Origin of the sequence: Janthinobacterium psychrotolerans (genome assembly GCF_001677885.1) — a bacterium.
GTDB lineage: Bacteria > Pseudomonadota > Gammaproteobacteria > Burkholderiales > Burkholderiaceae_D > Janthinobacterium > Janthinobacterium psychrotolerans.
Genome location: NZ_LOCQ01000049.1, coordinates 123,121 through 143,393, shown reverse-complemented (window position 1 = coordinate 143,393; position 20,273 = coordinate 123,121). Strand labels below are relative to the sequence as shown.

Sequence of the window (20,273 nt, the reverse complement as noted above, 5' to 3'; positions counted from 1 at the left end):
GCGGCCGGCCGGTTGATTAAAAGCCTTCGAGCACAATCTTGCCGCGCGCGGTATTGCTCTCCAACATGGCGTGCGCGCGCTTGAGGTTGGCCGCATCGATCTTGCCGAAGCGCTCGGCCACGGTGGTTCTGATGGTGCCGGCGTCGACCAGCCGCGCCAGTTCTTCCAGCAGCTCGTGCTGTTTGACCATGTCGTCGGTCTGGAACAGCGAACGCGTAAACATCAGTTCCCAGTGCAGCGACACGCTCTTGCTCTTGAGCTTGCGCACGTCGATCTGCTCGGGGTCGTCGATCAGGGCGAACTTGCCTTGCGGCGCGATCAGCTCGACGATCTGGTCGAAATGCCTGTCGGTCTGGTTCAGGCTGATCACATAATCGACCGGTGGCAGGCCCAGCCGCGTGATCTCGGCCGCCAGCGGCTGGCTGTGGTCGATCACATGGTGGGCGCCCAGTTCCGTGACCCAGTTCGCCGTTTCGGTGCGCGAAGCCGTGCCGATCACGGTCACGCCCGTCAGCTGGCGCGCCAGTTGCACCAGGATGGAGCCGACGCCGCCGGCCGCGCCGATCACCAGCAGCGTCTTGCCGCTGGCGGCGGTGTCACGGCTGACCTGCAGGCGTTCGAACAGCAGTTCCCAGGCGGTAATGGCGGTCAGCGGCAGCGCGGCGGCTGGCGCGAAGTCGAGGCTGGCCGGCATATGGCCGGCGATGCGCTCGTCGACCAGCTGGTATTCGCTGTTGCTGCCGGGACGGTTGATGGCGCCCGCGTACCAGACCTTGTCGCCGGGCTGGAACAGCGTCACGTCCGGGCCGACGGCGGTGACCACGCCGGCGGCGTCCCAGCCCAGCACTTCCGGCTGGCCGTCTTTCGGCTGGCGGTTCTTGCGGATCTTGGTGTCGACCGGGTTGACGGACACGGCGTGCACGGCGACCAGCAGGTCGCGCCCCCTGGCGACCGGCTGCGGCAGGTCGATATCGAGCAGGGCATGGGCATCGGTGATGGGCAGGCTGTGGTGGTAGGCGACGGCTTTCATGGTAGTCCTTGTTGGGTGAGCGATACCGTATGATGGTGGCTTTTCGGCCCGGGAAAAAGAGGGCGCATACCGAAACACTTTCAAAGGAATATTGAAAATTGCTGCGCCTCGATGATTTGCAGGTATTTGTGCGCACGGCCGACCGCGGCAGCTTGTCGGCGGCGGCGCGCGAGATCGGCATTTCGCCGGCCCTGGCCAGCGCGGCCGTCAAGCGCCTGGAAGGGGAACTGGGCTTGCGTCTGTTTGTGCGCACCACGCGCTCGCTGAGCCTGACGGCCGAAGGCACGCAATACCTGGAGCATGCGCGCGAAGCGCTGCGATGGCTGCGCGCGGGCAGCGACGCGCTGGCGGCCGGCAAGGACAGTTTCGGCGGAACCTTGAAAATTGCCATGCCGTCCGACCTCGGCCGCAATATGCTGCTGGGCTGGCTCGATGCCTTCCAGCGGCGCCATCCCAAGCTGCATTACCAGCTGAGCGTGAGCGACCGCCTGGCCGACATGGTGCGCCAGCAGGTCGACGTGGCGATACGCTATGGCGAGCAGGACGATTCTTCGCTGATCGCCATGCCGGTCGCGCCGGCCAACGACCGCGTGCTGGTGGCGTCGCCCGCCTACTTGCAGCAACACGGTCCCTTGCTGTCACTGGACGACTTGCCGCGGCATAACTGCCTGCGCTTTGCGCTCGAAGACGGCCTGCACGACCGCTGGACGTTTTACCGCCTGCCGCAGCGCGAGCAGGTCAGCGTGCAGGTGAGCGGCAACCGCAGTGCCGACGATGCCGAACTGGTGCGCCGCTGGGCCGTGGCAGGCCTGGGCGTGGCCTATAAATCGCGGCTCGATCTGCATGGCGACCTGGCGGCCGGCCGCTTGCTGGCGCTGCTGCCGGAGGTGGCCGGCGAGGCCGCGCCCTTGCACCTGGTGTGCATGCACCGCGCGCAAGTGACGCCCGTGGTGCTGCAGCTGCGCGACTTTCTCAGAGAACAATGCAGCTTGTTAAGCTGATCATTTCTCATACATCTCGTTGCAATTGGCAATGATGCGGCGCTGGAAGCGGGCGTAAGCTTGCGCTTCTGATCAAACCGCTTGAGGAATGGCCATGCGACAGCAACTCCTGACGATTTTGCTTGCCGGTGCGGTATTGGGCGGATGCGCCAGCACCACCACCGAACCGTTACCGTCCGCGACGCCGGCACAGGCGCTGGCCATGCAGCAGCGCATTACCTGGGGCATCAATGCCGGCAGCGTGCGCCAGCTGCGGCAGCAGGGTTGGGAGCGCTATCTGCAGGCGCAACTGCATCCCGGCAAGGCCGTGCTGCCGCCCGCGATACAGGCGCAGATTGACGCCATGACCATCAGCCAGACGCCGATGGATCAACTGGTGATGGCCACCGAACAGCGCCGCAAGGATTCCAATGCGGTGATGGACGATACGGCCAAGCAGCAGGCGCAGAAAGACTACCAGCAGGAACTCAATCGCTTGGCGCGCGAGGCGGCCACGCGCTCGCTGCTGCTGGACGTGTATTCGCCGAACCAGCTGCAGCAGCAGATGAGCTGGTTCTGGCTCAACCATTTCAGCGTGCACCAGGGCAAGCACAACCTGCGCGCCATGGTCGGCGACTATGAAATGAAGGCCATCGCGCCGCATGCGCTGGGCAAGTTCCGCGATTTGCTGGCCGCCACCGTGCACCATCCGGCCATGCTGCGCTACCTCGACAATGAAGCGAACGCCGCCAACCGCATCAATGAAAACTATGCGCGCGAGCTGATGGAACTGCATACCCTGGGCGTCAATGGCGGCTACAGCCAGAAGGACGTGCAGGAGCTGGCGCGCATCCTGACCGGCGTTGGTGTCAATCTCGGCGCCGAGACGCCGAAGGTCAAGCCGGCGCTGCAGGCCCAGTATGTGCGCCGCGGCCTGTTCGAATTCAACCCGAACCGCCACGATTATGGCGACAAGCAGTTTCTTGGCCAGCCCGTCAAGGGCCGTGGCCTGGCCGAGCTTGACGAGGCGCTGGACCGTTTGAGCCGCAGTCCGGCCACCGCGCGCTTTATCAGCGGCAAGCTGGCGCAGTATTTTGTCGGCGACACGCCGCCGCCGGCGCTGGTGGCCAGCATGGCGCAAACGTTCCAGAAAACCGATGGCGATATCGCCGACGTGCTGCAGACCCTGTTTGCCAGCGAGGCCTTCAGGCAATCGCTGGGCCGCAAGTTCAAGGACCCGATGCACTATGTGGTGTCGGCCGTGCGCCTTTCCTATGACGACAAGCCGATTCTGAACGCCGGTCCGATGCTGGGCTGGCTGTCGCGCATGGGCGAGCCCCTGTATGGCCGCCAGACACCCGACGGCTACCCGCTGTCCGATGCCGCCTGGGCCAGCCCGGGGCAAATGACGACGCGGTTTGACATTGCCCGCACCATCGCCTCGGGCAGCGCCGGCCTGTTCAAGACGGATGGCCCGCAGCCGCTGGAAAAGCCGGCCTTTCCGCAACTGTCCAGCGCCGTGTATTTCCAGAGCATCGAGCCGGCCTTGAGCCCGGCCACAAGACAGGCCCTGCAGCAGGCCGGTACGCCGCAGGAGTGGAACACATTCTTACTGTCATCGCCAGAAATGATGCACCGCTAACCGGAGAACCACCATGAACCGTCGTGACCTGTTGAAAGCGCTGGCCGCCGCTCCCTTGTTCGGCGCCGCCGGCGGCCTGCTGGCCGCGCCTGCCACCGATGCCAAACTGCTGTTTGTATTCCTGCGTGGCGGCTATGACGCCAACAATCTGCTGGTGCCGATCGGCAGCGATTTTTACTATGCTTCGCGGCCCAATATCGCCATCCCGAAGCCGGGCGCGGAAAATGGCGCGCTGCCGCTGAACGGCGACTGGGCGCTGCATCCGGTCCTGCGCGACACCATCTATCCGCTGTACACCAGCGGCGACGCGGCCTTTGTTCCGTTTGCCGGCACCACCGATTTGTCGCGCAGCCATTTCGAGACCCAGGACAGCATCGAGCTGGGCCAGGACCTGGCCGGACGGCGCGATTTCCGTTCGGGCTTTTTGAACCGCCTGGCGCAGACCCTGAACGCCAAGGGCGCCATCGCCTTTACCGACCAGCTGCCATTGATTTTCCAGGGCGGCCTGCAGGTGCCGAACATGGCGCTGCGCTCGGTGGGCAAGTCCGGCATCGACGCGCGCCAGAGCCAGATCATTGCCGCCATGTACAAGGGCACCGCCCTGCAGGGGCCGGTCAGCGAAGGCTTCGTGGTGCGCGACGACGTGGCCAAGGGCCTGATCGGCGAAATGACGGAGGCCAACCGCAACGCCATCAGCGCCAAGGGTTTTGAGCTCGAAGCGCAGCGCATTGCGCTGCTGATGAAGGACAAGTACAACCTCGGCTTTGTCGACGTGGGCGGCTGGGATACCCATGTGGGGCAGGGCGCATCGACCGGCTACCTGGCCGGGCGCTTCGAGGAACTGGGACGCGGCCTGGCCGCCTACGCCCAGGAAATGGGCGATGGCTGGCGCAATACCGTGGTGGTGGTGGTCAGTGAATTTGGCCGTACCTTCCGCGAAAACGGCAACCGCGGCACCGACCATGGCCACGGCAGCGTGTTCTGGGTGCTCGGCGGCTCCATCCACGGCAAGCAGGTGGTGGGCCAGCAAGTGGCGATCACGCAGGCCAATCTGTTCCAGAATCGCGACATGCCGGTGCTCAACGAATACCGCGCAGTGCTGGGCGGTTTGCTGCAGCGCACTTTCGGCTTGAATACGGCCCAGCTGGAGCGCGTGTTTGCCGGTGTCAAACCGGTCGACCTGGGGCTGGTGTAGAGCGTGTTGGAAAGGCAAGCGCCGTGTTACGCTACGGCTGCGCAATCGGCGCGTAGATAATCCCGGCCGCTCGCGCAAGGCGGCGCGGGGCGGAATGGAGCAGTATGACTGATACCCGGCGCGACCTGGTCGGCGCAGGCTTTTCCCTGGCCTTGATTGCGCTGGCGGCGTTCGTGATGCAGCGGTTTTTTTTGCCACTGGCTTGGGCCGGCATTTTATGCGTCGCGACCTGGCCGCTGTACGCGCGCCTGCGCGCCGCGCTGGGGCAGCGGCATATCCTGGCGGCGGCGCTGCTGACCCTCGCTTCGGCCTGCATCTTCATTATCCCGGTCATGCTGGGCGTGGCGCAGGCGGCGCGCGAAGTGCCGGTGCTGGCCGATTTTCTCATGCGCGCCAATGCCGACGGCTTGCCCGTGCCTGGCTGGGTGGCCAGCATTCCGCTGGCCGGCAACGCCATCAACGACTGGTGGCAGGTGACCCTGAACCAGCCCCACGGCCTGGCCCATGTGCTGTCCGGCAGCGCCGTGGGCGGCTTTCATTCGGCGCGCGACCTGGTGAAAATCCTCGGCGCCGACATGCTGCACCGCCTGGTCGATTTCGGCCTGGCCTTTTTGTGCCTGTTTTTCTTCTACAAGGATGGCGAAGCGCTGACGCGCCAGATCACCCGCATCGGCAGCCATTATTTGCAGCCGGAACGCTGGCTGCGCTATTCGCAGAAAGTGCCGACCGCCATCCGCGCCACTGTCAACGGCCTGGTGCTGGTGGGCCTGGCCGAAGGCGTGCTGATCGGCATCGCCTATGCACTGGCCGGCCTGCCGTCGCCGGCCCTGTGGGCGTTTGCCACCGGCGTGCTGGCCATCATTCCCTTCGGCGCACCGCTGGCCTATGCCAGCGCGGCGGCCTTGCTGGCCATGCAGGGCAGCATACCGGGCGCCATCGGCGTGGCTGTTTGGGGCACCATGGTGCTGTTCGTGGCCGATCACTTTGTGCGTCCCGGCATGATCGGCAACGCCACCCGCTTGCCGTTTCTTGCCGTGCTGTTCGGTATCTTGGGCGGCGTGGAAACGCTGGGCCTGGTGGGCCTGTTTATCGGCCCGGTGGTGATGGTGCTGTTTGTGACCTTGTGGCATGAGGCCTATGTATCGGGCGATACTGTCATGCCCTTAAGTTAAGCTGTGGCATGCATGTAAAAGCGCAAAGCGTAAAAACGGCGGGCAGAGACCCGGAAAGCCTGTGCGGGCGACTGGGCAGAAAACACCTGCCAGCCCGGCCACGCCGCCCGGCGCACGGTAATGAGGGGGTGGTCAGCATGCTGCTGACCAGTACCGTATGCTGTGGGCGCGGCCGGGAGAGACTGTCGCCAGTCTCTTAATGCGCCTTGGACAGGATGAGGAGCCAGCGGCGCATCAGCAGCACTTCAACATAGCCCGGTTCGATGCCCGTGCCGCACTCGATCAAAGGATTGACGGTGTAAAAACGCTTGCGAAAGTCGCGGCAGACGAGGATTTCGCGCTTGCCCATGCGGACCAGGAAGGAGCTTGGGGCGTATTCCAGGCCGAACCGTGAGCCAAAACCGCTATTCAATGTTGCCATGACAATTCCTTTGAGGGAGATGTGTTGAACGAGTCATCAGAATAGCACAACTACTGTATGAAAACACAGCTACTGTATGGATAAACAGTGTATTTTTTTTGGCTGTGGTTTTTTTGATCATGCCGCACAACACCAGGAGAATCTAGTTTGCCGCACAACAATGACACGAGCATGACCACCGGCTGGGGCACCCGGCTGCGCCGTTTTGTCGAGGCGCGGCTGTCGCCCGAAGGCGAACTGGGCCTGCATATGACGGTGGGCGTGGTGCTGATGCTGATCGCCATCGTGGTGTTCCACGAGATCGCCGAAGCCGTGATGGGCATGGAACAGATCACCGTGATCGACCAGCAGGTGGCGCACTGGTTCAACCAGAACGCCATTGCGTGGGTCACCTGGTGCTTGCTGGTGATCACGCACATGCATAGCGTGATCGGCGCCATTACCCTCGCCTGCCTGTTTGCCTGGTATCTGCACCGCAAGGGCGCCCATTACTGGCTGTTCACCCTGGTCATTACCATGCCGGGCGTCATGTTTCTGAACGTTTTGTTAAAGTATATTTTCGGCCGCGCGCGGCCCAGTTTCGAGGAACCATTGCTCGCTGCGCTCAGTACCTACAGCTTTCCCAGCGGCCATACCGCCACCGCCACGGCGCTGTACGGGCTGCTGGGCGCCTACCTGGTGTGCCAGCTCGATCCCCGGCAATGGCGCCGGCGCATCGTCATCGTGCTGGCCGCCTTTGCGATGGCCGCGCTGGTGGGCTTCAGCCGCATCTACCTGGGCGCGCACTACCTGAGCGATGTGCTGGCGGCGATGGCGGAAAGCTATGGCTGGCTGGCGATCTGCATCGCGGGGGTATCGACCCTGCGCCGCCGCCGGCATGTACGTCAAACACAATAAGAAGGGGAATATCCTGGCAACCAAGGTCGCAGTCATTATCAACGCCGGTGCCGGATGCGGTTACGCACCGGACTGGGCGCAGCAACTGGAAGCGACTTTCGCCGGCGTCGGCCTCGACGCCGCCATCACCCTGGCCCAGAGCGGCGAGGAAATGATCGCCACCGCCGAACAGGCGCTCAGGGACGGCGCGCCGATCGTGGTGGCCGGCGGCGGCGACGGCACCATCAATGCGGTGGCCTCGGTGGTAGTCGGCAGCGGCACGCCGTTTGGCGTGCTGCCGCTGGGCACGCTCAATCATTTCGCCAAGGACCTGAACATTCCGCTCGCACTCGACGACGCGATCGCCAACGTCGCGCGCGGCGTGAAGCACCAGGTCGACGTGGGGGAGGTCAATGGCCGCATCTTTTTGAACAATTCCAGCCTGGGGCTGTATCCGGACATCGTGCGCGACCGTGAAAAGCAGCAGCGCCGTCTGGGGCGCGGCAAATGGCTGGCCTTCAGCTGGGCGCTGGTGGCGGCGCTGCGCCGCTATCCCTTCCTCAGCGTGCAGCTGAGCCTGAACGACAAGGTGCATGCGCGGCGCACGCCGTTTGTGTTTATCGGCAATAACGAATACCTGATGGAAGGCCTGAACATCGGCGAGCGCGAGCGTCTCGACGGCGGCAAGCTCAGCTTGTATGTGGCGCAGCGTCCGGGCCGCATGGGCTTGCTCAGGCTGGCCCTGCATGCGCTGTTCGGCAAGCTCAGCCAGGCCAAGGATTTCGATGTGCTGACCACCACCGCGGTGGAAATCGCCACCCGCCACCGCCGCCTGCGCGTGGCCACCGATGGTGAAGTGACGGTCATGAACACGCCGCTGCAATACCGCATCCGCCCGGCCGCGCTCGACGTCATCGTGCCGGCGCCAGTACCCGTAGAGGAGCATTGACATGCGCACCATCGTCCATTTATCCGACCTGCATTTCGGCAAGGTCGACCAGGCCCTGCTGGCCCCGTTGCGCAAACTCATCGACCAGCTTGAACCGCACGTGGTGGTGGTTTCTGGCGACCTGAGCCAGCGCGCCCGCAGCGCCGAATTCCAGGCCGCGCGCGGCTACCTGGACAGCCTGCCGGGGCCGCAGATCGTGGTGCCAGGCAACCACGACGTGCCGCTGTATAACATTTTCAGCCGCTTCCTGACGCCGCTGGTAAAGTACCAGCGCTATGTGACAAACGATCTGTCGCCCGAATATGTCGACGATGAAGTCGCCGTGCTGGGCATCAATACGGCGCGCTCGCTGACCTTCAAGGATGGGCGGGTCAGCCATGAGCAGATCGCCGCCCTGCGCGACAGGATGGCCGCCTTGCCGCAAGGCCTGACGCGGGTGATCGTCACGCACCACCCGTTCGACCTGCCCGACAACTTCGACAAGGACGATCTGGTCGACCGCGCGCCCCAAGCGCTGCAGATGTTTTCGGAATGCGGCGTCGACCTGCTGCTGGCCGGCCACCTGCATGCCAGCGCGGCCGGCAATACCTCGAACCGCTACAAGATCGATGGCTACGCGGCGCTGATGGTGCAGGCAGGCACCGCCACGTCAACGCGCGGGCGGGGCGAGTCGAACTCGTTCAATGTGATCCGTATCGAAGAGGACAGCATCCGCGTCGAGCGCTACAGCTGGAGTGAAGACAGGGCCAACTTCGAGAAAGTCAGCACCGAGGCGTTCCAGCGCACGGGCGGGGTGTGGGCCAGCATGCGGCCGCTGTGAAACCGGCTGTCCTTGCTTACAGATAGCGCGGCGCGTCCATGCGCTGGTGCAGTATGCGAACGATGGCAATGCCGTAGGGTGTGATGCGGAAATAAATCATGTGTTGCTCGACACTGCGGCGGCGATAGCCTGGCCGAATATGGTCGCATGCCGGTGCGGTCCTCGGTGAGCGCGCCAGGCTGGCAAAGGCGGCCGTCATGATATCGGTAAGCGGCCGGCCTGTTCCACGCTCCAGCGCTGGGCTGTATGGATCCAGATCGCTTCCAGATCCTGCGCGGCGGCCGGCGTGAGCCGATACTCAGCCATGCGCGGCCAGCATCCTTTGCTTGAACGCGCTTGCATCGAAAGGTCGCGGCTCGCCGCTCGTCTCACCTTCCATCAATGCTGCACGGATGACATCGAGTTCGGCACTACGTTCCTGTTCACGCCGGATCAGGTCGCGGATGTATTCGCTGTCGTTGGTGTAACGGCCGGCCTCGATCTGCGCCTTGATCCAGTCGTCCTGTTTGGCCGTCAAAGTAATGGTCTTGCGCACTGTGCTCATGTTGAAACTCCCGATAATAGCCATGATGCGATGATTGTCATACTATTGGTGCAATATAGCGCAAATAAGCTGAGATGTCCAGTAAGCAGTGACAGGGCCACGGTTCAGAGCCAATAATGCATGAACTGCGCCGCCCATTCCTTCATGCGGTCGGCCCAGGGGCGTGATTCCCACTTGGCCCTGGTGATTTCTTCCGAATCGCGCAAGTCTTCCTGGAAGGCGTTTTCCATTTCGCGCCCGAAGCTGTCGCCGAGCACTACCACGTTCAGCTCGCTGTTATGCAGGAAGCTGCGCATGTCGATATTGGTCGATCCCACGGTGGACCAGGCGCCGTCGATGACGGCCGTCTTGGCGTGCAATACCGCCAGTTTCAGGTGATAGATGCGCACGCCGCCGGCCAGCAGCTGGTCGTACAGGGCGTGTCCTGCGTGGAACACCAGGCCGCTGTCCGACACGCCAGGCAACACCACCTTGACGTCCACGCCGCGTCTGGCGGCGGCCACCAGCGCGTCCACGGTCTGCTTGTCCGGCACGAAATAGGCCGAGGTGATATGGATCGATTTCTTCGCTTCCTGGATCGCCAGGATATAGGCCTTGTAGATTTCGAAGCCGCCGCCCGGTTCGCTGGCCACCACGCGCACCAGCTTGTCGCCCATTTCGGCAATGGCGGGGAAGTAGGGCGCGTCGGGCAGGTCGGCCTGGTCCTGCTGGGCCCAGGTACGGATGAACAGCCACTGGAAGGCGGCCGCGGCCGGGCCTTCGATTTTCACGTGGGTGTCGCGCCAGCCGACGTCGCTCTTGTCGGACGGCTTGGCCTTGGAGCGGAACAGCGAGCTTTTCGAATAGGTGTTGCTGATATTGATGCCGCCCGTAAACGCCATCTTGCCGTCGACGATCAGCACCTTGCGGTGGTCGCGGTTATTGATTTTCCAGTCTTCGCCCTTGAGCTTGGCGGGATTGACGGGGTTGAAGGCCACCAGGTGGATGCCGGCCGCGCGCATGCGGTCGAAAAACGCCTGCGGCACGCCCAGGGTGCCCACGCTGTCGTAGATGATGTTGACCGTCACGCCCGACTGCTGCTTTTCGATCAGCGCATCGGCAAATTTCAGGCCCATCGGGTCCTGGTCGAAGATATAGGTTTCCAGGTTGATGGTGGACTTGGCTTCGGTGATGGCCTTGAGCATTTCCTTCATGGTCTGCGGACCGTCGAACAGCAAGGTCACCTTGTTGCCCTTGATCAGCGGCACGCCGGTGGCCGCCTCTTCCAGCGCGGCCTGGGTTTTCAGGTCCATGCCGGACTTGGCCCAGCGCTTGTTGAGCAGGGCGGCGCGGCTGTTGACGTTCAGCAAGGCGCCCTTGCCGTTGACCACCTTGGGCGTGGCCACCGGTTCCAGTTCATTGTTGAGGTTCTTGACGTCGGGCAGCGAGGCGCATGCAACCAGGGTCCAGCACAGCAGGAGGGCGGTAAGACAGGGTTGCATGCGCTTGGCGCTCATTTTTGGCCTTTTAACGGTAAGGGATCCAGCACTTCATCGGCCAGCGCCAGGGGCGGCGGGTTTTTGGAACCAAAGAAAAACACGATCGGCGACTTCAGGAAACGCTTGCCGAGGATTTTCAGCAACTGCAAGCCATGCTTGAAGCGCACCTGGCGCGAACGCAGCGCCACCCACAGCGCCAGGCCAAAGCTGACCAGCAAATTGGCCGTGCCGATGGCGAAGATGCCGGACAGCGACTTGACGGCCAGTTGCCAGCTCATATTGTGGTCGAGTCCGACAAGCGCTGTCGCAAAGTTGGCGGCGGAAAAGGTAATGTGGCGGATATCGATCGGCAAGCCCAGCAGGAAGCCGAGGGTGCCGATGGTGCCCAGCAGGATACCGAAATAGAAGTTACCCATCAGCCCGCCCAGATTATTTTCCAGGTACAAGCCCAAGCGCTGCAGCCGTTCCTGGCCGATCACCCGGCCCAGGCCGCGCAGCTGCGCGATGCGCTGGGCCCAGCGCGTGTACAGCGCCTGGTTGTCATAGTAGCCTGAAATCAATCCCGCCACGAACAGGCAGACGCCGGCAATCATGGCGTAGAAAATCGCCGGGCTGCCGATCGGATCGATATCGTGCAGCAAATGCATGGCTTTCTCGGGCGACACCAGGTGGTGGCCGGTGATGGCGTGGTAGCCCAGGGCGATCAGCCAGGCGGTGGGAATCGCCGTGGCCATATTGCCCAGCACGGCCATGTTTTGCGTGCGGAATACTTTGGTGATCAGCTCGGCCATGCTGTCGAGGTCGATATTGCGGCCATCCTTGCTGTGCAGGCCGGCCGCAATGCGCGAGGCCGTCATGGCCGGCTGCTTGGTGGCCACCGTAAAGTGCAGCAAGTGGATGAACATGAAGCCGATCGAATAGTTCATGCTGAACATGAAGGCTTCGACCAGTGGCGCCGAGCGCAGATATGACATCAATATCTTGAACAGCGCCATGAAACCGATGATGACGCCGGCGCCGGCCGACGACAGGAACATGGCGCCCATCTCGCGGCGGTTTTCAGAAATGTAGTGCTCACCGGTACGGCTGGCGTTTTCCGTCACATTGCGCGCCAGCAAGTTGATATTGTCGGTAAACAGGTCGCTGACCTTGTACTTGTGGTTGTGTGCGCGTATCAGTTCCAGCGCCAGCGCCACGGCGCCCGCGCGGCGGCGGCTGACGGGGCGCGCATCGATCAGGTCCGGCGTGGCATCAAAAGTGATGGCGGCGATATCGACGTTGACCGAGCCGGGCAGCTCGCCGCTGGTGTCGACCAGGAACAGCAGCTTGCGCAGGCGGTCGATGCTTTGCGCCAGCGCCACCAGTAAGTAGGTCAGCGGAATGCTGGTGCCCTGGTACAAGGCCTTCTTGCGGATCTTGGCGATCACGGCGTCGCACTGGTCCAGCATCACCAGCAGGTGGCGCGCGTCCTCGATGTGCTCCAGGCTGCCTTGCAGCAGCTGGGTGTAGGCGTCGAGGTAGGCGTTCACTTCGGTGTTCTGCACCATGAACGGCGACTGGAACACTTCGATTTCGTTGTGAAAGCGTGTCAGTTCCGGTTCCAGGCCCATGGCGCAGACGCGGTAGGACAGGGTGCGGATGGCGTCGAGTATGCCGGGCAGCATGATGTTGCCGTCGCCGACAGCCAGTTCGATTTCTTCGGCCGTCAGCACGTCGAGCAGTTCGAGCCAGTCGATGGCCGGCACATTGCTGATCCACAGATGATCGGTTTCCAGGTACAGCACCTGGTCGAGCGCGTCGCTCAGGTATTCGTCGCCGAGGGCCGGCGGCAGCATGCGGTAGGCGATGCGGCGTTTCAATTCGGTAAAAAAGCCGCTGTTCGACAGTACGCCGATATCGGTGTAGAGGCTGGCGTGGCGGCGCGCGGCCAGCACGCGCAGCACGTATTCGTGCAGGGCGCGGGCCTGGGCCGGATTGCCCTTGAGCAACTGGCGCAAGGTGCGCACATTGGCAATGGCGGTGGCGTTGTCGTGGGGGCGCTTGGGACGCAATGAATTAAATAATTCGACCAGCAAATCGATATTGCTGGTGTAGGGATCAATGCGTTCGAGGATAGCTAGCATGCAGAAAAACGGGCGGGCCGCTGTCGGTAAAACCCGTAGTGTACCTTCTGCGCAAGATCATGCAACGTGCGGCAGCGAACGCAAAGACTGGCGAACCGGACAGAAACAGACGTTTGTTGTTTTGCAATCAGCGTTGATATAAAGCAATTGCGAGGTTTGTTGCCAGTTGGCGACGCCGAGCATTTGCTTTCTGTTGTACATCGCACAGATCGCTTGCGCAAAGACGGGGATAAGGTAATAGTGGGTCAGGCACAACTGCGCGTGTCCTGATCGGTACCGGCAACTTTACCTGACATTACCGAGATAGTTATCATGAAGACCTCGTACCTTGCGCTAGTGGTGATGGGAATAGGGATAGGCCCGTTTGCGCTGTGCGCGCAGGCCGAAACCAGCAGTGCGCCTGGCAATGCCACCGGCAGCGGCGCCACCGTGTATGGCGTGCTCGACGCTGGCGTGGTGGCCGAGCGCGGTTGCGCGCTCAATTGCGGCGCTAACAAGGTCTCCGGCGGCGTCGCCTCCGGCTCGCGTCTGGGGGTACAGGGCCGCGAAGCGCTGGGCAATGACGTGGCCGCCGTCTACACGCTGGAAGCCGGTGTGCAGAACGATACGGGCCAGTCCGAGGACGGCCGCCTGTTCGGCCGCCAGGCCTATGTGGGTCTCGACAGCCGGCTCGGCGCGCTGACCCTGGGCCGCCAGTACAACCTGCAATACGCCGCGCTCGCCGATGTGGCCGACCCGTTCAAGGGCGGCATGGCCGGCAGCGCCGGCAACCTGGCCGGTTATGGCGCGAAGCGTTACGACAACACCGTCAAATACGCCTCGCCCGCCTTGCGCGGCGTCAGCGCCGCCGCCATCTACAGCTTTGGCGAATCGCCTTACAGCCGCGCGCAGAACCGTGCCTATGGCGCCACGCTCGGCTATTCGGCCGGCGCCGTCAATGTCAGTGTGTCGCACCAGCGCAAGAACAACTTCATCCAGGCGGCGGGCACGGTGCCGGCGATTGACATGTCGGCGCGCAACACCCTGGTGGCGGCCAACCTCGACCTGGGCCTGGCCACGGCGTTTGCCGCGGTCGGCATGAACAAGGGCTATGGCAGCTCGCCCTGGGACCCGAGCAACGCCTACAGCTCGCTGGCGCTGTCGATGTCGTCGTCGGACAGCCGCGACACCCTGCTCGGCGTGTCGGTGCCGGTGCATGGCTTCAATGTGCTCGCCTCGTATGTGCGCAAGGATGACCGCGATCTGTCCAACCGCGACGCCAGCCAGATCGCGCTGGGCGTCACCTATGCGCTGTCAAAACGCAGCGACTTCTATGCGTCCTACGCGAAAATCCACAACAAGAACGGCGCGCGCTATACGGTGGGCAACGCCAGCGACGGCGGCCGTGGCGACGCCGCCTTCAACCTCGGTTTCCGTCACGGTTTCTGAGCCGCCGGCGAGGTTGCGGAAGCCGGGCAAGTCGCGCCCAGCCACTTGCCGCTGCTGGAAACATTGACCTGTTCTTGGGTGCCGCGCGCGCTGGTGGTCGCATTCAACTGCATGGTAAATGCCTGGTCGCCCTGGAAGCTCACCTTGCCGGTGCCGCTGGACTTCGGAGACTCGCAAGTAAACGACACGTTCATGCCGCCGGGAACGGCCACATTGTTTGACCTGCAGTCGCCCGGCTGGCCGGTGGGAATCTGCTGGCGCGCCGCCATCTCGGGTGTCACGCAGGCCGTCACGCGCACCGCGCCATCGGCGCCGACGGTGGGCATGGCCATGCCGCGGCTGGCGGCCATCGCTTCGAGCTGCTTGCGCTGGTCGGGCGGCAAATTGCCCAGCTGCTGCAGCACCATGTTCATGGCGCTGTCGGTGGCGACGTCGGGCGAGGCCATCTTGCTGTCGATTTGCCACAGGCCGGGCTTGATCGGGGGCGGGGCGTCCTTGGCGTGTGCTGGAACCTGGCAAACCAGGGCCGCGCAGGCGAGAACGGTGAGGCGGGAAAGAGTGCGATGCATGGCGGGGTCTCCGGAAAAGGCAGACCCCAGCATACGCGAAGGCAGGCGGCGCACGCTTGCCCGGTTGTTACAAACTGTGATTACAGACTGTGATCGGGCTCGATGCGGCGCACGTCGATGCAGGCGATGCGGCGCTCGTCCGCTTCGACGATTTCGTAGCGCAAATCGTTCAGTTCCAGCACTTCGCCGACGGCCGGCATGTTCTCGAAATGCGCCAGCAAAAAGCCGGCCAGCGAATTGTATTCGCCGTCTTCGCTGACCAGGGTTTCGGTATCGAACACTTGCTCCAGATAATGCAGGTCGGTGGCGCCATCGATGCGCCAGTGGCCCGGACCCAGCACTTCCACATCGGGCTGTTCGTCCTCGTCGGGAAACTCGCCGGCGATCGCTTCGAGAATGTCGATCGGCGTGAGCACGCCCTGCACGGTGCCGAACTCGTCGACCACCAGCACCAGCTGGCCGCGCGAGCGTTTCAGGGTTTCCATCGCCTTGAGCACGCCGGCCGCTTCCGGCACCACGATCGCTTCGCGCATATTGGCCGGATCGATCTTGCCGTGCGAAACCAGGTCTTCGATCAGGTCCTTGCTGCGCGCCAGGCCCACCACATTGTCGAGATCGTCGTTACAGACCGGGATCATGCTGTGCGGCGTGTCGCGCAGCAATTTCAACATCTTCTCGCTGCTGTCGTTCAGATTGACCCACGACACGTCGCCGCGTGGCGTCATCACCGAGCGGATCGAGCGTTCGCCCAGGGTCAGCACGCCGCTGACCATATTGCGCTCTTCGACGCCAAACGCCGAGATGTCAGGGGTTTCCTGGACTTCATCTTCTTGAACCGCCTCGCGGCCCTTGCGGCCACCCAACAGGCTCAGCACGGCTTGCGCGGTGCGGTCGCGCAGCGGCGTGGTCGATTGCAATTTCAGGAAATTGCGGCGTGCCAGCTGGTTGAAGAACTCGATCACCACCGAGAAACCGATGGCCGCGTACAGATAGCCTTTCGGGATATGGAAGCCCAGGCCTTCGGCGATCAGCGACAGGCCGATCATCAGCAAAAAGCTCAGGCACAGCACCACCACGGTCGGATGCGCATTGACAAAACGCGTCAGCGATTTCGAGGCCAGCATCATCACGCCGATGGAAATGATGACAGCGGCCATCATCACGCCCAGTTCGTCGACCATGCCGACCGCCGTGATCACCGCGTCGAGCGAGAACACGGCGTCGAGCACGACGATCTGCGCCACCACCAGGCCGAAGCCCGCGTAGACCTTGGAGCCGGTGGCCGCGTGCGTCACGCCTTCGAGGCGCTCATGCAGCTCGGTGGTGGCCTTGAACAGCAGGAACAGGCCGCCGACCAGCAAGATCAGGTCGCGTCCCGAAAAAGTAAATTGCCAGACCGAAAACAGCGGCGCGGTCAGCGTCACCAGCCAGGAGATCAGCGACAGCAGGCCCAGGCGCATGACCAGGGCCAGGGTCAGGCCCAGCACGCGCGCCTTGTCGCGCTGGTGCGGTGGCAGCTTTTCGGCCAGGATGGCGATAAAAATCAGGTTGTCGATACCCAGCACGATTTCCAGTACGACCAGCGTCAGCAGGCCGACCCAGATTGTCGGGTCAAATAACCATTCCATTGTGGTTTACCTTGTAAAGTCAAAAAGTTTCAAGCTTGCCCGGCGGCACAACCCCGGGCATCACGGTGATCGATGCTTCAGCTGCGAACGCGTGGCGGGCGCATGGCCTGCCACACGTCCGCTTCGGCAAGTGCGCCGGGTCCCGCCTGCCAGATGATGGCGCAAAAAGGAACCGCCTGGCGAAATGCGGGATACAGGGTGATGGGGTCGTTGTCGCATTCTTCGGCGTCGCAGCTGTCGCTGGCGGCGCCGGAGACGGAATCGGCATGTGCGTGCGCGTCAGGGCAACCGGCGCTGGCCGCGTGCTGGAATGGGGAAGGGCTGGCGTACGCCATGCTGGCAAACGCCTGGGGCAAAGCGATGAAAACAAAAAGGCAGAGCAGGACGAGAGCTCGTCTCATATACAGGCAGATAGTTCTGGAGCGATCAAGTATAGCACGCGATGATGACCGGTCCGTGACCAGTGGCTTGCGGAATTGATAAGTTTGTCGTAAATTGCGTTTTAGTAACAATTTCTTATAACGCAGTGTTACCAGGACCACGCTTTGAAACCAATAACCGCTCTCTTGCTTGCCGCCGGCATTTTGTCGCCATCCTTCGTGCTGGCCGCCACGCCCGTGCCCGCCGCGAAAACCCAGAAAGCCGGTGCGTCGGCGGCCACCGTCAAGGTCACGTCGGTCGAAGGCATTACCGAATACAAGCTGGCCAACGGCTTGCGCGTGCTGCTGTTTCCTGATGCCAGCAAACCCACCCTGACCACCAATATCGTCTACCTGGTCGGCTCGCGCCATGAGAACTATGGCGAGACCGGCATGGCCCACTTGCTGGAACACCTGCTGTTCAAGCCCAGCGCCCACTTCGGCATCAAGAAAGGCAGCAAGACCCCGGTTGAGATCCTCAACTCGACCGGCGCCCAGTTCAACGGCACCACCTGGTTCGACCGCACCAATTACTACGCGACCTTCCCGGCCAACGACGACAACCTGCGCCAGATGCTGGCGCTGGAAGCGGACCGCATGGTCAACGCCGCCATCGACCAGAACGACCTGTGGAATCCGACGACCGGCAAGGGTGAAATGACGGTGGTGCGCAACGAGTTCGAGATGGGCGAGAGCAATCCGCTGCGCGTGACCAGCGAGCGCATCCAGGCGGTCGCCTTTGACTGGCACAACTACGGCAAATCGACCATCGGTGCGCGTTCCGATATCGAGCAGGTCAATATTGCGCGCCTGCGTGCTTTTTATCACAAGTACTACCAGCCCGATAACGCCGTGCTGATGGTGGCCGGCCGCTTCGATGAAGCCAGGGTCCTGAAACAGATCAACGAGCTGTTCGGCAAGATTCCGAAACCGGCGCGCGTGATCGAACCGACCTACACGGCCGAGCCGGTGCAGGATGGCGAGCGCTCGGTGACGGTGCGCCGCAGCGGTGGCACGCAACTGGTGGGCGTGGGCTACCACGTGGCGCCGGCCGGCAATCCGGAGTCGGTCGCCACCGACGTGCTGGGCGAGGTACTGGGCAGCGCGCCGGCGGGCCGCCTGCACAAGGCCCTGGTGGAAACCAGGCTGGCCAGCAAGATCATCAACAATTCCTTCAGCACCCTGGAGCCCGGCTACAACCTGTTCGGTGCCGTAGTACCGAAGGACGGCGACCTGGATGCGGCGCAGGCGGCCATGCTCAATGTGCTCGAAGGCCTCAAATCGCAGCCACTGACGGACGCCGAAGTGGCGCGCGCCAAGCAGAACCTGGCCAAGCAGATCGAACTGGCCTCGTCGGACACGGCCCGGCTGACCATCGCGCTGACCGAATCGCTGGCCGCGGGCGACTGGCGCCTGTTCTTCCTGCAGCGCGACCAGCTCGACAAGGTCACCACGGCGCAAGTGCAGGCGGCCGCTGAAAAATACCTGAAGAGCTCGAACCGCACCGTAGGCCGCTTCATTCCCACCGACACGCCCGACCGCACCACAGTGCCGGCGTATGCCGACGTGGCGCCGCAGCTGGCCGGCTATACCGGCCGCGCGGTGGTGGCGCAAGGCGAGGTGTTCGATCCGAGCCCCGACAATATCGAAGCGCGCACGCAGCGCTTTACTTTGCCCAATGGCATGAAGGGCGCCTTGCTGCCGAAAAAAACCAAGGGTGGCACGGTCAGTGTGGCGCTGAAATTGAAGCTGGGCAGTGCCGACAGCCTGGCCGGCAAGTCGGCCGTGGGCGGCTACACGGCCAATCTGCTGTTGCGCGGCACCGACAAGCTGACGCGCCAGGAAGTGAAGGACAAGTTCGACCAGCTGGGCATGCAGTTCAATGTCAGTGGCAACGCCGAAGGCGTGACGGCATTCCTGATGGGCAAGCGCGAAAACCTGCCGGCCGCGATGGACCTGCTGGCGCAAGTGCTGCAAAAACCGGCCCTCTCGGAAACCGAATTCATGGAACTGCAGCGCGAGCGCGTCGGCCGTGCCGAGCAGGAGATGCCCGAGCCGCAGCCGCTGGCCGTGAATGCCTTGCGCCGCCTGATCGACGCCACGCCAGCCGGCCACGTCCGCCATGTCGATCCGCTGCCGCTTGAACTGGCCGCCTTGAAAAGCGTCAGCGTGGCCGATGTGAGGGCCTTCCATGCCGGCTACTATGGCGCCTCCAGCGCCACCGTGGCCGCCGTCGGCGACTTCGACGCGCCGGCCTTGCAAGCGCAGTTGGCCAAGCTGTACGGCAACTGGAAAGCGGCGCAGCCGTATGTGCGCATTGCCGATGCCGTCAAGCCCGTCAGTGGCGAAAAGATCAGCCTGGAAACGCCGGACAAGGCCAACAGCGTGCTGTTCGCCGTCGCGCCGGTGCCGTTGAAAGATGACGCCGCCGCTTATCCTGCGCTGGTGATCGCCAATCACATGTTCGGTGGTGGCGCGCTGCGCAGCCGCCTGGCCGACCGCATCCGCCAGAAGGAGGGCCTGTCGTACGGTGTCGGTTCGCAGCTGAGCGTGCCGGTGCATGAGCCAGCCGGCTACTGGATGGCCTACGCCATCAGCGCACCGCAAAACGCCGTCAAGGTGGCAGCGGCGCTGCGCGAGGAAATCACCAAGGTGCTGGCCGACGGTTTTACGGAAGCGGAGCTGGCGGAAGCGAAAAAAGGCTGGCTGCAATCGCAGGAAGTCGGCCGCACCCAGGACGGTCCGCTGGCGCGCGAACTGGCCAGCTATCTGTCGGACGGGCGTACCATGGCCTACGACAAGAACCTGGAAGCGAAAGTGGCGTCGCTCACCGTGGCGCAGGTGAACCAGGCGCTGCGCGACTACCTGAAGCCGGAAGCGGTGTCGGTGGTGACGGCGGGCGATTTTGCCAAGGTGGCGAAAGAGTCCGGCGCGAAGGCGGCGACCGCGAAATAAACCGTTGCACGTAAAAAAACAGCCGGGCCATGTGGATGGTCCGG

General features: G+C 63.2%; 18 protein-coding genes. 9 read left to right on the top strand and 9 right to left on the bottom strand.

What is annotated here, in order from left to right; genetic code table 11:
• Window positions 1-16: 16 nt before the first annotated feature.
• Window positions 17-1,030 (bottom strand): zinc-binding alcohol dehydrogenase family protein, encoded by a 1,014-nt coding sequence (locus ASR47_RS08125; protein ID WP_065307252.1) that lies wholly within the window; start codon window positions 1,028-1,030, stop codon window positions 17-19.
• A 98-nt stretch (window positions 1,031-1,128) separates the two neighbouring features.
• On the opposite strand from ASR47_RS08125, the gene ASR47_RS08120 reads away from it, so the two are divergent.
• From ASR47_RS08120 to ASR47_RS08105, 4 genes are all read left to right on the top strand, one after another.
• Window positions 1,129-2,031, top strand: coding sequence for a LysR family transcriptional regulator (locus ASR47_RS08120; RefSeq protein ID WP_065307251.1), 903 nt, complete (start codon window positions 1,129-1,131; stop codon window positions 2,029-2,031).
• A gap of 94 nt (window positions 2,032-2,125) precedes the next feature.
• Window positions 2,126-3,652 carry a DUF1800 domain-containing protein gene (locus tag ASR47_RS08115; protein ID WP_425402724.1) on the top strand — a complete coding sequence of 509 codons (1,527 nt, stop codon included), beginning with the start codon at window positions 2,126-2,128 and terminating at the stop codon, window positions 3,650-3,652.
• Between the two features lie 13 nt (window positions 3,653-3,665).
• A complete protein-coding gene (locus tag ASR47_RS08110; RefSeq protein ID WP_065307249.1) occupies window positions 3,666-4,847 on the top strand; it encodes a DUF1501 domain-containing protein in 1,182 nt (393 codons plus the stop codon).
• A 104-nt stretch (window positions 4,848-4,951) separates the two neighbouring features.
• Window positions 4,952-6,019: an AI-2E family transporter gene (locus ASR47_RS08105; protein ID WP_065307248.1), complete on the top strand. Its 1,068-nt coding sequence runs from the start codon at window positions 4,952-4,954 to the stop codon at window positions 6,017-6,019.
• 196 nt (window positions 6,020-6,215) lie between these two features.
• On the opposite strand, the gene ASR47_RS08100 is transcribed toward ASR47_RS08105, so the two are convergent.
• Window positions 6,216-6,440: a hypothetical protein gene (locus ASR47_RS08100; protein ID WP_065307247.1), complete on the bottom strand. Its 225-nt coding sequence runs from the start codon at window positions 6,438-6,440 to the stop codon at window positions 6,216-6,218.
• A gap of 171 nt (window positions 6,441-6,611) precedes the next feature.
• Here ASR47_RS08100 and ASR47_RS08095 point away from each other — a divergent pair, with 171 nt between their 5' ends.
• The 3 genes from ASR47_RS08095 to ASR47_RS08085 are packed head-to-tail and all read left to right on the top strand — an operon-like array spanning window position 6,612 to window position 9,085.
• Window positions 6,612-7,337, top strand: a complete 726-nt coding sequence (locus tag ASR47_RS08095; protein ID WP_065307298.1) for a phosphatase PAP2 family protein — start codon at window positions 6,612-6,614, stop codon at window positions 7,335-7,337.
• The gene (locus tag ASR47_RS08090) at window positions 7,318-8,265 is read left to right on the top strand and encodes a diacylglycerol/lipid kinase family protein (RefSeq protein ID WP_065307246.1); all 948 of its coding nucleotides are present in this window, start codon (window positions 7,318-7,320) and stop codon (window positions 8,263-8,265) included. The genes ASR47_RS08095 and ASR47_RS08090 overlap by 20 nt, the downstream gene beginning before the upstream one ends.
• 1 nt (window position 8,266) lies before the next feature.
• Window positions 8,267-9,085, top strand: coding sequence for a metallophosphoesterase family protein (locus ASR47_RS08085; protein WP_065307245.1), 819 nt, complete (start codon window positions 8,267-8,269; stop codon window positions 9,083-9,085).
• A gap of 16 nt (window positions 9,086-9,101) precedes the next feature.
• Here ASR47_RS08085 and ASR47_RS28330 read toward each other — a convergent pair whose 3' ends face one another.
• The 4 genes from ASR47_RS28330 to ASR47_RS08065 form a co-directional block, all read right to left on the bottom strand.
• The gene (locus tag ASR47_RS28330) at window positions 9,102-9,284 is read right to left on the bottom strand and encodes a type II toxin-antitoxin system RelE/ParE family toxin (RefSeq protein WP_217270543.1); all 183 of its coding nucleotides are present in this window, start codon (window positions 9,282-9,284) and stop codon (window positions 9,102-9,104) included.
• A gap of 99 nt (window positions 9,285-9,383) precedes the next feature.
• The gene (locus tag ASR47_RS08075) at window positions 9,384-9,629 is read right to left on the bottom strand and encodes a type II toxin-antitoxin system ParD family antitoxin (RefSeq protein ID WP_065307244.1); all 246 of its coding nucleotides are present in this window, start codon (window positions 9,627-9,629) and stop codon (window positions 9,384-9,386) included.
• A gap of 104 nt (window positions 9,630-9,733) precedes the next feature.
• Window positions 9,734-11,110, bottom strand: a complete 1,377-nt coding sequence (gene cls, locus ASR47_RS08070; protein WP_425402723.1) for a cardiolipin synthase — start codon at window positions 11,108-11,110, stop codon at window positions 9,734-9,736.
• An 11-nt stretch (window positions 11,111-11,121) separates the two neighbouring features.
• Window positions 11,122-13,230: a site-specific recombinase gene (locus ASR47_RS08065; RefSeq protein ID WP_065307242.1), complete on the bottom strand. Its 2,109-nt coding sequence runs from the start codon at window positions 13,228-13,230 to the stop codon at window positions 11,122-11,124.
• A gap of 312 nt (window positions 13,231-13,542) precedes the next feature.
• On the opposite strand from ASR47_RS08065, the gene ASR47_RS08060 reads away from it, so the two are divergent.
• Entirely contained in the window at window positions 13,543-14,658 is a 1,116-nt protein-coding gene (locus tag ASR47_RS08060) for a porin (protein ID WP_065307241.1), read from the top strand.
• Here ASR47_RS08060 and ASR47_RS08055 read toward each other — a convergent pair.
• The 3 genes from ASR47_RS08055 to ASR47_RS08045 all read right to left on the bottom strand — a co-directional run bounded on the left by ASR47_RS08055 (window position 14,646) and on the right by ASR47_RS08045 (window position 17,190).
• A complete protein-coding gene (locus ASR47_RS08055; protein WP_065307240.1) occupies window positions 14,646-15,227 on the bottom strand; it encodes a DUF3617 domain-containing protein in 582 nt (193 codons plus the stop codon). The two genes, ASR47_RS08060 and ASR47_RS08055, sit on opposite strands and share 13 nt — an antisense overlap.
• 80 nt (window positions 15,228-15,307) lie before the next feature.
• Complete coding sequence (locus ASR47_RS08050; RefSeq protein WP_065307239.1) at window positions 15,308-16,855, bottom strand: TerC family protein; 1,548 nt, start codon at window positions 16,853-16,855, stop codon at window positions 15,308-15,310.
• Window positions 16,856-16,932: 77 nt separating this feature from the next.
• Window positions 16,933-17,190, bottom strand: a complete 258-nt coding sequence (locus ASR47_RS08045) for a hypothetical protein (protein WP_065307238.1) — start codon at window positions 17,188-17,190, stop codon at window positions 16,933-16,935.
• Window positions 17,191-17,400: 210 nt separating this feature from the next.
• On the opposite strand from ASR47_RS08045, the gene ASR47_RS08040 reads away from it, so the two are divergent.
• Complete coding sequence (locus tag ASR47_RS08040) at window positions 17,401-20,229, top strand: M16 family metallopeptidase (RefSeq protein WP_065307237.1); 2,829 nt, start codon at window positions 17,401-17,403, stop codon at window positions 20,227-20,229.
• Window positions 20,230-20,273: the final 44 nt, after the last annotated feature.

Bases quoted from the DNA above. Each gene is read 5' to 3' on its own strand.
- ASR47_RS08125 (WP_065307252.1), bottom strand. From the start codon at position 1,030: ATGAAAGCCGTCGCCTACCACCACAGCCTGCCCATCACCGATGCCCAT.
- ASR47_RS08115 (WP_425402724.1), top strand. From the start codon at position 2,126: ATGCGACAGCAACTCCTGACGATTTTGCTTGCCGGTGCGGTATTGGGC.
- ASR47_RS08110 (WP_065307249.1), top strand. From the start codon at position 3,666: ATGAACCGTCGTGACCTGTTGAAAGCGCTGGCCGCCGCTCCCTTGTTC.
- ASR47_RS08105 (WP_065307248.1), top strand. From the start codon at position 4,952: ATGACTGATACCCGGCGCGACCTGGTCGGCGCAGGCTTTTCCCTGGCC.
- ASR47_RS08100 (WP_065307247.1), bottom strand. From the start codon at position 6,440: ATGGCAACATTGAATAGCGGTTTTGGCTCACGGTTCGGCCTGGAATAC.
- ASR47_RS08095 (WP_065307298.1), top strand. From the start codon at position 6,612: ATGACCACCGGCTGGGGCACCCGGCTGCGCCGTTTTGTCGAGGCGCGG.
- ASR47_RS08090 (WP_065307246.1), top strand. From the start codon at position 7,318: ATGTACGTCAAACACAATAAGAAGGGGAATATCCTGGCAACCAAGGTC.
- ASR47_RS08085 (WP_065307245.1), top strand. From the start codon at position 8,267: ATGCGCACCATCGTCCATTTATCCGACCTGCATTTCGGCAAGGTCGAC.
- ASR47_RS28330 (WP_217270543.1), bottom strand. From the start codon at position 9,284: ATGACGGCCGCCTTTGCCAGCCTGGCGCGCTCACCGAGGACCGCACCG.
- ASR47_RS08075 (WP_065307244.1), bottom strand. From the start codon at position 9,629: ATGAGCACAGTGCGCAAGACCATTACTTTGACGGCCAAACAGGACGAC.
- cls (WP_425402723.1), bottom strand. From the start codon at position 11,110: ATGCAACCCTGTCTTACCGCCCTCCTGCTGTGCTGGACCCTGGTTGCA.
- ASR47_RS08065 (WP_065307242.1), bottom strand. From the start codon at position 13,230: ATGCTAGCTATCCTCGAACGCATTGATCCCTACACCAGCAATATCGAT.
- ASR47_RS08060 (WP_065307241.1), top strand. From the start codon at position 13,543: ATGAAGACCTCGTACCTTGCGCTAGTGGTGATGGGAATAGGGATAGGC.
- ASR47_RS08055 (WP_065307240.1), bottom strand. From the start codon at position 15,227: ATGCATCGCACTCTTTCCCGCCTCACCGTTCTCGCCTGCGCGGCCCTG.
- ASR47_RS08050 (WP_065307239.1), bottom strand. From the start codon at position 16,855: ATGGAATGGTTATTTGACCCGACAATCTGGGTCGGCCTGCTGACGCTG.
- ASR47_RS08045 (WP_065307238.1), bottom strand. From the start codon at position 17,190: ATGGCGTACGCCAGCCCTTCCCCATTCCAGCACGCGGCCAGCGCCGGT.